At 45.2% G+C, this 11,881-nt stretch carries 9 protein-coding genes; 5 read left to right on the plus strand and 4 right to left on the minus strand.

What is annotated here, in order from left to right:
* Window positions 1–78 precede the first annotated feature (78 nt).
* The 3 genes from erpA (at window position 79) to OO774_RS03040 (ending at window position 4,835) form a co-directional block, all read left to right on the plus strand.
* Complete coding sequence (erpA, locus tag OO774_RS03030; protein WP_014232903.1) at window positions 79–420, plus strand: iron-sulfur cluster insertion protein ErpA; 342 nt, start codon at window positions 79–81, stop codon at window positions 418–420.
* A 216-nt stretch (window positions 421–636) separates the two neighbouring features.
* Window positions 637–1,719 (plus strand): efflux RND transporter periplasmic adaptor subunit, encoded by a 1,083-nt coding sequence (locus OO774_RS03035; RefSeq protein ID WP_264904592.1) that lies wholly within the window; start codon window positions 637–639, stop codon window positions 1,717–1,719.
* Window positions 1,720–1,730: 11 nt separating this feature from the next.
* Window positions 1,731–4,835 (plus strand): efflux RND transporter permease subunit, encoded by a 3,105-nt coding sequence (locus OO774_RS03040; protein WP_264904593.1) that lies wholly within the window; start codon window positions 1,731–1,733, stop codon window positions 4,833–4,835.
* A gap of 250 nt (window positions 4,836–5,085) precedes the next feature.
* Here OO774_RS03040 and OO774_RS03045 read toward each other — a convergent pair whose 3' ends face one another.
* Window positions 5,086–6,378, minus strand: coding sequence for a peptidoglycan DD-metalloendopeptidase family protein (locus OO774_RS03045; protein WP_264906050.1), 1,293 nt, complete (start codon window positions 6,376–6,378; stop codon window positions 5,086–5,088).
* A gap of 129 nt (window positions 6,379–6,507) precedes the next feature.
* Here OO774_RS03045 and tyrS point away from each other — a divergent pair, with 129 nt between their 5' ends.
* Entirely contained in the window at window positions 6,508–7,695 is a 1,188-nt protein-coding gene (gene tyrS / locus OO774_RS03050; RefSeq protein WP_264904594.1) for a tyrosine--tRNA ligase, read from the plus strand.
* A gap of 90 nt (window positions 7,696–7,785) precedes the next feature.
* Here tyrS and dacB read toward each other — a convergent pair whose 3' ends face one another.
* Window positions 7,786–9,207 (minus strand): serine-type D-Ala-D-Ala carboxypeptidase, encoded by a 1,422-nt coding sequence (dacB, locus tag OO774_RS03055; RefSeq protein ID WP_264904596.1) that lies wholly within the window; start codon window positions 9,205–9,207, stop codon window positions 7,786–7,788.
* Window positions 9,208–9,399: 192 nt separating this feature from the next.
* Window positions 9,400–10,419 carry a porin gene (locus OO774_RS03060; RefSeq protein WP_264904598.1) on the minus strand — a complete coding sequence of 340 codons (1,020 nt, stop codon included), beginning with the start codon at window positions 10,417–10,419 and terminating at the stop codon, window positions 9,400–9,402.
* Window positions 10,420–10,956: 537 nt separating this feature from the next.
* Between OO774_RS03060 and greA the strand changes: the two genes are divergently transcribed.
* Window positions 10,957–11,430: a transcription elongation factor GreA gene (gene greA, locus OO774_RS03065; RefSeq protein ID WP_264904600.1), complete on the plus strand. Its 474-nt coding sequence runs from the start codon at window positions 10,957–10,959 to the stop codon at window positions 11,428–11,430.
* A 76-nt stretch (window positions 11,431–11,506) separates the two neighbouring features.
* Here the strand turns inward: greA and yhbY are convergent, their stop codons facing one another.
* Complete coding sequence (yhbY, locus tag OO774_RS03070) at window positions 11,507–11,803, minus strand: ribosome assembly RNA-binding protein YhbY (RefSeq protein ID WP_140121999.1); 297 nt, start codon at window positions 11,801–11,803, stop codon at window positions 11,507–11,509.
* Window positions 11,804–11,881 lie beyond the last annotated feature (78 nt).

Genomic DNA, 11,881 nt, shown 5'->3' on the forward strand with positions numbered 1-11,881 from the left:
AGATAATCGACCGTAATAAGCACAAATTTGACGTCTTGCTTCAGGCTCGACGCATTACACGAGTGAGAGAGGTTTTTCGTGAGCGAAGTAAACGTACCATTATCTTTTTCTGATGCTGCAGCATCTCGCGTTAAAGCGCTGATTGCAGAAGAAGAAAACCCAGCTTTGAAACTGCGCGTCTACATTACGGGTGGTGGCTGTAGCGGTTTCCAATACGGTTTCACTTTTGATGAGAACGTAAATGATGGTGATACCACCATCGTAAATAGTGGTGTAACACTGGTTGTTGACCCAATGAGCTTGCAATATCTTATCGGTGGTATTGTGGATTACACCGAGGGTTTAGAGGGAGCACGCTTCTTCGTTAATAACCCGAATGCAACGACCACTTGTGGCTGTGGTGCCTCATTTAGCGTTTAATTTCTGAATAGCTATCCGTTAAGTTATTCATAAGGCTGCATTTTTGCAGCCTTTGTTTTATGTATTGATGAATTTCCTGAAATTGCGACGTAGTTAAGAATCCAAGCCGCTATCATTTTCTTTTTAGAAAGTTAATTCGTATTATAAATCATTCAACTAAGATTGATTTATATACTAAATTAATTCTCGCAACATTGCTTATCGCAAGAGATTATTATGGCTAGCTTTCCCTTTACGCGATTTTTCGCTGAACGACCTTATATTGTGTCGTTGCTCATTATTTTATTACTCTCTGCCTGGTTAGGGCTTGGTTTGGTACAAGCCGATGATGTACCGCCACATAACTCATCACAAGATATCCCTTTAGCAAAAGTCTCCTATCAAACTTTTACCGCTCAAAATACTTATAAGACGATTGAGTTATATGGTCGCACTGCACCAGATAGACAGGCGAATCTCGGTGCCGAAATTGCTGGTAAGATCATTGCGCTCAAGGTTGAAAAAGGTGAGTCGGTTAAGCAAGGACAAGTGATCGCGCAAATTGATAAAGGTGATCTCGCTATTCAACTGGAGCGCGCGCGCTCACTGCTCAAAGTTCGTGAAAAAGAATTCAACGCGGCCCAGTCGTTAAAGAATAGAGGCCTGCAAGGGGAGGTCGCGTTTAGTAATGCAGAAGCTTCTTTAATGGAAGCCCGAGCACAAGTAACAAACGCTAAGATCGCATTGAGGAATACCAATGTAGTCGCCCCCTTTAGTGGCATACTCGACCACCTATTTATCGAAACGGGCGATTTTGTCGGTGTTGGCGATCCGGTCGCGACCATTATTGATTTAGCTCACTTAGTGATTGAGGCGGATGTCAGCGAGCGTCACATTCAGGAGTTGTCGCTAAATCAACCTGCAAAAGTGAAGTTTATCTCTGGTGAGACGGCTGAAGGCACGGTGAATTATATTTCGCGAGTGTCGTCATCCGCAACGAACACTTTCCCGATTGAGATCCTATTGCCAAACCCTCAACAGTTGATTCCTGCTGGGATCAGTACCGAGGTTGAATTAAACCTCAAGCAACAATTAGCGATTAAGCTAACCCCAGCGATGCTTGCTCTCAATGACGCTGGCATTTTAGGCGTTAAAACGTTAGAGCATCAAAAGGTCAAATTTATTCCTATTCAGTTAGTTAAAGCTGAGCAGGATGGTGTTTGGCTGACAGGACTGGGGGATAAAGTCGATATTATCACCATTGGTCAAGGTTTTGTGCGTGACGGTGATGAAGTGATTGCCGTTAAACAAGAATTTTAAGTGGGGGTGATATGTTAAGTTTGATCGACGCCGCTTTATCTCGCACGCGTACCATGATGGTGTTGCTGATCTTTGTTCTTATTTCTGGCGTGCTTACCTATCTGACGATTCCGAAAGAATCGAGTCCTGATATCACGATCCCAATTATCTATGTCTCTGTGAGCCACCAAGGCATCTCACCTGCCGATGCTGAGCGTTTGCTCGTTCGTCCGATAGAGCAAGAGCTACGTTCTATCGAAGGGGTAAAAGAGATGACCGCAACCGCGTCTGAAGGGCACGCGTCGGTTGTGCTGGAGTTCAGCGTTGGCGTTGACCTTGACCGAGCCATGGCTGAAGTACGTGACGCCGTTGATCTGGCAAAGCCTAAATTGCCCGCCGATAGTGATGAGCCCACCGTCAATGAAGTCACTTTAGCTTCTGAAGAGCCGGCTTTATCGGTGGTGCTCTACGGTACCGTGCCTGAGAGAACCATCGTACATCTTGCGCGTCAATTACGCGACAAGCTGGAGAGCTATCGACAAATCTTGGAAGTGGATATCGCCGGTGACCGCGAAGATATCGTCGAGATCATCGTCGATCCGCTTTTGATGGAAAGTTATGGACTTGATCAGGCCAATATCTACAACCTGATCGCGTTAAATAACCGTGTGGTGGCGGCAGGTTTTGTTGATACTGGTTACGGCCGGTTTTCGGTCAAAGTGCCGTCGGTATTTGAGTCGCTCAAAGATGTGCTTGAGCTGCCGGTTAAAGTTGAAGGTAAGCAAGTGATTACCTTTGGCGATGTAGCGACAGTCAAGAGCGCATTCCGCGATCCAGAAAGTTATGCAAGATTAGACGGCAAGTCAGCGATTGTGCTCGATGTGAAAAAGCGTGCGGGCGAAAACATCATCGAGACGGTAGAGCTGATCAAAGCGGTGATGACAGAGGCACAAAATCAAGATCAATGGCCGGATAACCTACTGGTGAAATACACCTGGGACCAGTCAGATGACGTGAAAATGATGCTCAACGACCTGCAGAACAATATCTTGTCGGCGATCATTTTGGTCGTAATTGTGATTATCGCGATCCTCGGTGTGCGCACTGCACTATTGGTCGGTATTTCTATTCCGGGGTCATTCTTGACGGGCTTGCTGGTACTGGCCGTGTTTGGTTTGACGGTGAATATCATCGTGTTGTTCTCGCTGATCATGGCGGTCGGTATGCTGGTCGATGGCGCGATTGTGGTTACCGAATTTGCCGATCGGCGTATGCAAGAAGGGACGCCGCGTAAAGAAGCGTATCGGGATGCGGCAAAGCGCATGGCTTGGCCGATAACGGCCTCGACAGCGACGACATTGGCTGCTTTTGCCCCTCTGTTGTTCTGGCCGGATGTTACTGGCGAGTTTATGAAATATCTTCCGTTGACGTTGATCGCGACGCTGGCCGCTTCGTTGGCGATGGCATTGCTGTTTGTTCCTGTGCTGGGTAGTCTTATCGGCAAACCTCAAAATGTCTCTTCTACCCAACGTGAGAAAATGCTTGCGTTGCATGAGGGTGATTATGACAAAGCCACCGGCTTCACTAAGTTATATTACCACACGCTGAAGATCGCTCTGCGTCATCCGTTAAAGATTTTACTTAGTGCAATCTTGCTCTCGGTTGCCGTTGGTTTTACTTATGTTAAAGCGGGATTAGGTGCGGAGTTTTTCCCTGAAGTAGACCCACCATTTTTTACGGTAAAAGTACGCTCCTATGGTGATTTATCTATCGATGAAAAAGACCGAATCATGCGCAATGTTGAATCGGTAATGTTAGGGCATGACGAGTTTGAAAGCGTCTATACCAAAACCGGTGGCGATGATGAGATTGGTTTAATTCAGATCACGCTTGTGGATTGGCAGTATCGCCGTAAGGTAAAAACCATCATCGATGAACTGAAACAGACCACAGACCAATTCGCTGGGGTGGAAATTGAATACAAGTTTCCGGAAGCTGGTCCACCAACTGAGCACGACTTAGTGATTGAAATGTCAGGATCAACGCTAAGTGGTCTGGACGAAGGCGCGAAAATGGTTCGTCATTGGGCGGAGGCTTATCCTGCCTTTACCAATATCAGTGATAACTCAAGTAAAGACGGCATCGACTGGCAGATCGATATTCGCCGTGATGATGCCGCCCGCTTCTTGGCAGATGCAACATTGGTTGGCAACACGGTGCAGTTTGTCACTAATGGCTTAAAATTGGGCGATTACCTACCGGATGATTCGAGCGAGGAAGTCGACATATTGGTTCGCTACCCAGAAGAAAAGCGTGACATTGGCCGCTTTGATCAACTACGAGTTAAAACCGCTGCCGGACTGGTTCCGATTACTAACTTCGCCAGCATTATTCCTGAACACAAACAGGATACGATCCGTCGAGTCGATGGACATAGAGTGATCAGCGTGTTTGCGGATATTAGAGAAGGTTACAACTTGGCGCTTGAATTACCGAAAGTTGAAGAAGCGCTTAAAGAGTTAACCTTGCCAGAGGGAGTCGAGTTTAAAATCCGAGGTCAGAACGAAGAGCAGGAAAATTCCTCTGCGTTCCTGCTCAACGCATTTATCGTGGCGCTGGTCGGTATGGCTCTGATCTTAATTACTCAGTTCAACAGCTTCTACCAAGCGTTTCTTATTCTGAGTGCGGTATTGTTTTCGACGGTTGGTGTGTTTGCTGGCTTGTTGATCTTCCAGAAGCCATTCGGTGTGATCATGTCGGGTATCGGTGTGATTGCTTTGGCGGGGATTGTGGTGAACAACAACATCGTTTTGATAGACACCTACAATCAGCTACTCAAACGCGGGTTGGATAAGCGTGATGCGATACTAAGAACGGGTGTACAGCGCTTGCGTCCAGTACTACTCACTACCGTCACGACGATTCTAGGCTTGTTACCAATGGTGTTGGAAATGAACATTGATTTGATAAACCAGAAAGTTGAATTCGGTGCGCCAAGTACCCAGTGGTGGTCTCAACTAGCAACAGCTGTTTCTGGGGGACTCGCTTTTGCAACACTGCTGACGCTGGTTCTAACGCCTTGCCTACTTATGCTTGGGAAAGAGCATCTATCTGATGAGATAAAGGAAAAGAGGTGACATAATTTGCCTAATGCCAGTCACTTAAGGGTTTCTATAAGGTCATTCCAGCGAGCCTTAGCGAGACTAGGAATCTAGTATCAGTGCGCTGAGAATATAAAGAAATACCTTTGATAACAAAGTACTCGGATAGAAGATCCTGAATCACGCTCCTTCGTCGCGGTTCAGGATGACGGTTGACTGGAGTATTCTGTTTGTTGTTAACGGACTGGCATTAGTCATCACTTGCCTCTTTCCCTGTTCTACTTGCTTATTTCATGGTTAATAGCTCGCTGTAACGATCGAGCTTAGCCATATTGATTTTTGCGTTCGCCAAAAAGGTCTGTCTCGCTTGTCCTGTTAATGATTTTGACTGAGGCAAGTTAACCGTGCGTGGGTTTTTGTGCACTCCATTGACTAGGAACTCGTAATGCAGGTGGGGGCCAGTAACACGTCCTGTACCGCCTAAGGTACCAATGGTTTGGCCCTGTTTAACACGTTGACCTGTTTTAACGGTACGTTTGGTTAGGTGCAAATACTTGGTAATGTAGGTATTACTGTGTTTGATGAACACGTAGTTACCATTAAATTTGTTGTATGACGATTTTTGCACCACACCATCACCGGCAGCCCAAATAGGTGTGCCCACAGGTGCGGCATAATCGGTACCTCGGTGAGGGCGAACTTTACCTGTCACTGGGTGTAGGCGACGAGGGTTAAAGTTGGAGCTTACACGACGAAAATCCAACGGCGCGCGCAAAAAGGCTTTCTTCATTGCCCGGCCATTTTCATCGTAATACTTTCCGGATTTCTCATCCAGAATCGCGGTAAAGGTATCTCCTTGGTTTTTGAAAACGGCCGCGATAATTTTTCCTCGACCAATGACTTCCCCTTCAACCACCTCTTCCTGATACAGCACTCGGAAAGTGTCGTTTTTACGAATATCTAATGCAAAATCGATATCCCAACCAAATATACCGGCTAACTCCATAATCTGGTTCGCGTTCAAACCTGAAGAAATCGCCGCATTCCAAAAATTAGATTTGATGGTCGCTTCGGCGAAATTATATTGATAATCGACCTCTTTTTTATCGATTTCAGATACATAGTTGCCATTTTGTAGCTTGATTCGGAAGGTTTCGAAAGCGTTTAAGGTACGTCGTAATTGAACTAAGTTGTTGTTTTCATCAAAACCGAATTGTAGCCTGTCGCCTGGTCGTAGACGTGTTAACTGCTTTTCCACTTCTTTATCAGAGGAAATCAGCTCATGCAGAACACGTGCAGATAGGCCGACACGGTTAAAGAGAATAGCGGCACTTTCGCCGTTTTTAACGTTGTATGTTTCCCAGCGCAAAACGGACGAGGATGTGGAAGAGGTTCCGTTCAATGTCGTCAATTCCATAGAAATTGGCACAGGATAATATTGCCCCACTTTTAAGCGGCTTTGTTGTGGGTCGAGTTCTTGCGGCTCGGGCAAAAAAAACAGTGCGAAGATGATCAGCGCACTAAAAAAACCGATCAATACTTTGTGCAAGAGTGGAAGTCGGACAAAAATCGAATGCATGACGTACTTGTTTGCTAAATTAAACATAAAAAATGACAGCTACCTAGTCTAACGTGTTTCAAAATGCATCGCTATTCAAGTAATATGTCCAGCTATTATATTTTGCCAAATCTGTGGGAGTGAACAAGAATGGCGAGCATTGAAGCTGCACTAGCCGAGATTAAGCGCGGTGTTGAAGAGCTGATTCCAGAAGAAGAGCTGATCGCAAAACTAAAAGAAGGTCGTCCTCTACGTATTAAGTTGGGCGCGGATCCAACGGCACCTGACATCCACCTGGGCCATACGGTTATTTTCAATAAGCTTCGCTTGTTCCAAGAGTTAGGCCACGAAGTGACGTTTCTGATTGGTGACTTCACTGCAATGGTTGGTGACCCAACTGGTAAAAACTCAACTCGTCCACCGCTTAGCCGTGAAGACGTACTGCGTAATGCTGAAACGTACAAAGAGCAGGTATTTAAAATTTTAGATCCTGCAAAAACTAAGATTCAATTCAACTCAGAGTGGCTATCTGATCTTGGCGCAGAAGGCATGATTCGTCTTGCTGCCAACCAAACGGTTGCTCGTATGTTAGAACGCGATGATTTCAAAAAGCGTTACACCGGTGGTCAGCCAATCGCCATTCACGAGTTCATGTACCCATTGCTGCAGGGCTGGGACTCAGTTGAAATGAAAACGGATGTCGAGCTTGGCGGTACCGACCAGAAGTTCAACTTGCTAATGGGCCGTGAACTACAAAGATCTCACGGTCAGAAGCCTCAGGTTGTTCTAATGATGCCTCTTCTTGTTGGCCTTGATGGCGAGAAGAAGATGTCTAAATCTGCGAACAACTACATTGGTATCAGTGAAGCACCAAGCGAGATGTTTGGTAAGATTATGTCTATCTCTGATGATCTGATGTGGAGTTACTACGAGCTGCTGTCTTTCCGTCCATTAGAAGAGATTGCTCAGTTTAAGGCTGATGTTGATGCTGGTAAGAACCCTCGAGACATCAAAGTGCTACTTGCGAAAGAAATCATCGCACGTTTCCACACTGATGCCGATGCTGATGCCGCAGAGCAAGAGTTCGTCAACCGTTTTGCTAAGAACCAAATCCCTGACGAAATGCCAGAATTTGCATTCGAAGCAGGTCGCCCGGTAAGTAACCTGCTAAAAGAAGCGGGTTTATGCCCATCATCTTCAGATGCGATGCGTATGGTAAAACAGGGCGCCGCTAAGATTGACGGTGAAAAAGTGGCAGACAGCAAGTTCACGCCAGAAGCAGGCACTTACGTATTCCAGGTTGGTAAGCGTAAATTCGCTCGTATTACGATTCAGTAATCACTAACCGTGCAACAAGCAAGAAAGCGCCTATTATGGCGCTTTCATTTTTGAGGAGAGTTAGCTTTAAGAAAAGCTTAACGGCGGGAACTACTTTTTAGGCATCGCCTGACTAAAGTTCACGACATCGTTATAAAAGAGTTTCTCAAAGCTGGTAATCGGGGCGACAGCTGGTTTGCTTCCGTCCCTTTTTTCTGGGAAGTAATCAGAAACAAATTGGACAAAAATGGTGTTCGGTTGGCCATTTTTATCCAGACCATAGCCTGCCATATTATAAGTCCCGTACAGAGAACCACTTTTCGCGATAAGTTGACCTTTAATCGGTGCATTACGCATGCTTTGTCGGTACTGAAGTGTGCCCGACTCCCCCGATTTGGGCATGATTGCGATCAGGTTGAGTTGTTTCTCATTTTTCCAGATATAACGTAGTATCTCAGCCATTTTTGTTGCAGAGAGTCGATTGTTTCTCGAAAGTCCAGACCCATCTTCCAGACGTGCTTGTCGAATATCGATCCCCGTATTGGCGAAAATGATTTGTTTTATTGCTTCAGTACCATTAGTAAAACTGCCGGGTTGAACAAAAAATTTCGCGCCAAGCGTTTTTGTCAGAGTGTCAGCGATCAGATTATCAGAACGCTTTAGCATCTGATCAAGCAAAACAGGCAGGGACTGGGACTGATGCAGAGCGAGTAGTTTGCGCTGTTTCTTCGGCGGGGACCCCACCTTTATTCTGCCTTTCAGTTCAATGTTTAATTGATCGAGCAAAGTGGCAATTTTTTTGCTGGTATACATTTCAGGGTCTTGAACCGCGAACTTTAGAGGTAACGGTTCCTCCCTTGAAACTAGACAACCATTTAGCTCATAACGATTGTCTGGATTGGGCAGAAGATCTAAATCACAGTGCCGACTTTTCTGAACCGCTCGTGTTACCGTCTCTACCGAACTTTTTACATGGATTGGCTGATGCTCGGGGACAAAAACCCGAGTTCCACCATCTTTCTGTGTGTAAATGGATGCTTGTACACAGTTTTTATTTAGTGTGATGGCGGAGGCTGGAGCGCTGTAACAAACACCAAGAATATCCCAAGGCCATCCTACAGCTCGGTTATAACCAGTAAACACACTGTTATCGAGCCACAAATCACCGCCAATGCGTTTTAATCCATTCTTTTTTGCGAGGGTAAGAAGATCTTTGAGATCTTTCGTCTGCAGTGTTGGGTCACCAACAAACGTGATAACCGCATCTGAGCTAGAAGCTTCAAGTCTGGTACGAAATCTAAAATTATCGCCCAGTTCTAACTTGGCCGCTAACGCAGTCACAATCTTTAACGTGCTGGCTGGTGGAAATAGCTGCCCGGTAGGGTGAATACCAGAAAGTTCTGCACTATCAGTGAGTTTCTCAGCAACCAGACTTATTCTCGCGCCCTCTGGTAGCACTTCCTGGTGTGGGTATGCTTGCGTGGCTAACGGGCAAAGCAGAGATAGGAGAAATAGGGAGCAACGTAAACGCATAGAGGTACTATCTGAGGTGAGACATGTAGTTGAGTATACCCAACTTCCCCCAAGATGCTAGGTCGAGTCGAGCTGGTTTTTCGTCGTTTATTAATCAGACAATCATAAGGAAAGGGAGGTCATGACTTTTCATCACAGATAAAAAATGCCCGCAAGATGCGGGCACTTGGTATTCTAGTCGAAAGACAGGAATTAGAAGTCGTAACGTAGACCTAGAGCTAGCTCGTCTTCTGCATCGATCTTAGTTGCCACTGTTTGAGAACCTGTTGAACCAAACTTGTCGCCAGAGTCGATTAGGTTAAAGTTGTATGAAACGTAACCACGGAAGTTAGGCTTGAAGTAGTAAGAAGCATCAACAGCGATGTTGTCTGCAGAAGTCTCGTCGTTCGTTTCTGCGTTGTTGTATGTTGTTGTGAATACAGTTTGACCTAGCGTGTAAGCACCTGCTAGCTCGTAACCTGTGTAATCAACAGTACCAGCAAAGTCATCAGTCATCTTCTCACCGTCAGTGAATACACCAGCGAAGTATAGATCGCCCATAGTGTAAGATGCAGCTAGCATGTACTCGTTAGCTTCGTCTTGGTCTGCGTAACCAGCACCTAGCTCAAGGCCAGTGTTTGCTAGAGCGTAGATTGCAGATAGAGAGTAACCGTCTTGGTCGTTGTCTGAGAAATCGCCGTTAGCGTTTTCAACGCGGTCCGCGAAGCGGTAGCTTGCTTTTACGCTTAGGTTTTCGAATTGGCCTTTGTAAGACATCATGTTGTCTGAACGGTCAGCCACTGCTAGTTTGTCAGCTGCTGAGTTACCGTGGTAACCCATGATATCTGTGAAATCAGTGATAACGCCTAGCGCACCTTCGTTTTTACCGTAAGAGAATTCACCCCAAGCGCCGCCTAGACCAGCATATGCAAGACGAGTGTCTAGAGAGTCCTCACCGCTAATGTCGTTGCCTTCGTCGTCAAAGTCAGCGGTAGTGAATTCACCTTCCCAGAAACCAACGCCGTATAGGTTGTCGCTGACTTGTTGTTTGCCAAGGAAGTTTAGACGGATGCGAGAGTTATCTTGAGCGTCGCCATCTTTCATTGATAGACGTGCTTCAGCGCGGCCACCCATTTCTAGAGAAGTGCCATCTTGGTTGTAAAGTTCAGCTGCGTTTACACCAGTTGCCATTGCTGCTGCAGATACAGAAAGAGCAATTAGAGTCTTTTTCATCTTATTTGTCCTAGTTAGCTGTCCATAATTCATTGTTGTATGGGGGAGAGGTTCTCTCTCACAAGCTATTGGTCTCAAAGAAATGTTGTACACGATGAGTACGTCGGTGTAGGTAAGTCTTTGATTGAACAACTTGCTGGACACGTTTTACCGCTAAAGTTTCCTTGTGAGTTAGTAAAATGATATAAATTTGGATAGTGAACACCGTTCGATTGCGTTTGTTTGTGTTTTATCTTTCTGATAAATAGGTGTTTTTTTGATTTTTACGAACGTAGTGAGTTGATTAGATTTTATGTTTTTTGAGGTTTTTTCTATAATGAACCGTGTTGTTTTTCAGTAAATTACAATAATAACTATACTAAATAGTGACGCACATCATTCTCCTCGAGTTGCATAGCGACACTCGATATCAAATTAGGGTGATTTCGCATCTGAGTTTGTTTAAACTAGGTAAAACACATCTTCAAACGCACTACCCAGTCAACTGACCGGGTAGGGTTTTTTTGTCCAAAACATATTTGGGCATGAGGTTAAATAATGGAAAAAGTTCCAATGACACTACGTGGCGAACAAATGCTACGTAAAGAATTAGATCGTTTACTTAAGCTACGTCCTCAAATTTCAGAGGCGATTGCAGAAGCTCGCGAGCTAGGTGATTTAAAAGAGAATGCTGAATACCACGCCGCGCGTGAAGAACAGGGTATCTGTGAAGCGCAGATCCGCGATATCGAATACAAACTGTCGGTCGCTCAAGTTATTGATGTCACTAAAATGGAAAACACAGGTAAAGTGATTTTTGGCACAACAGTGACTTTGATTGATATTGATACTGACGAAGAGAAGACGTACCAAATTGTCGGCGATGATGAAGCAGACATTAAAGCAGGTCGTATTTCTGTTAGCTCTCCAATTGCTCGTGGCCTGATTGGTAAAATGGAAGGTGACGAGGTGGTTATCGAAACCCCGGGTGGCGCAAAAGATTTTGAAATTGACCGAGTTGAGTATCTGTAATTAGAAAGCGTCACTCTGTCTATAAACGTAAAAAGGTCGCCATTGGCGACCTTTTCTTCAGCAACGTAAGTCGTGATTACTTACGAGGGATTTCGATTTTACGCTCTTCAGATTGGCGATACAGTACAAGTACCTTACCGATAGTCTGAACTTTTTCTGCGCCCGTCTCACGTACGATAGCGTCGATGATTAGCTGTTTAGTCTCACGATCTTCTGATGCAACTTTTATTTTGATCAGTTCGTGATGGTTTAGAGCGATTTCAATTTCTGCTAGCACGGCTTCTGTAAGTCCATTTGCGCCCATTAGCACAACAGGTTTTAAACTGTGAGCCAGGCCTTTTAGGTGCTGCTTTTGTTTGGTGCTTAGGTTCATTACGCGGCCAATTTTCTTTAAACTAAGGGTTGAAAAAAGCTATTTTAACGCCATCTATTGCTGAAGACTATAATTTAT

This window comes from Vibrio sp. STUT-A11, assembly GCF_026000435.1.
Lineage (GTDB): Bacteria > Pseudomonadota > Gammaproteobacteria > Enterobacterales > Vibrionaceae > Vibrio.

Coding starts and splice junctions, on each gene's coding strand:
- OO774_RS03035 (WP_264904592.1), top strand. CDS start 637: ATGGCTAGCTTTCCCTTTACGCGATTTTTCGCTGAACGACCTTATATT.
- OO774_RS03040 (WP_264904593.1), top strand. CDS start 1,731: ATGTTAAGTTTGATCGACGCCGCTTTATCTCGCACGCGTACCATGATG.
- OO774_RS03045 (WP_264906050.1), bottom strand. CDS start 6,378: ATGCATTCGATTTTTGTCCGACTTCCACTCTTGCACAAAGTATTGATC.
- tyrS (WP_264904594.1), top strand. CDS start 6,508: ATGGCGAGCATTGAAGCTGCACTAGCCGAGATTAAGCGCGGTGTTGAA.
- dacB (WP_264904596.1), bottom strand. CDS start 9,207: ATGCGTTTACGTTGCTCCCTATTTCTCCTATCTCTGCTTTGCCCGTTA.
- OO774_RS03060 (WP_264904598.1), bottom strand. CDS start 10,419: ATGAAAAAGACTCTAATTGCTCTTTCTGTATCTGCAGCAGCAATGGCA.
- greA (WP_264904600.1), top strand. CDS start 10,957: ATGGAAAAAGTTCCAATGACACTACGTGGCGAACAAATGCTACGTAAA.
- yhbY (WP_140121999.1), bottom strand. CDS start 11,803: ATGAACCTAAGCACCAAACAAAAGCAGCACCTAAAAGGCCTGGCTCAC.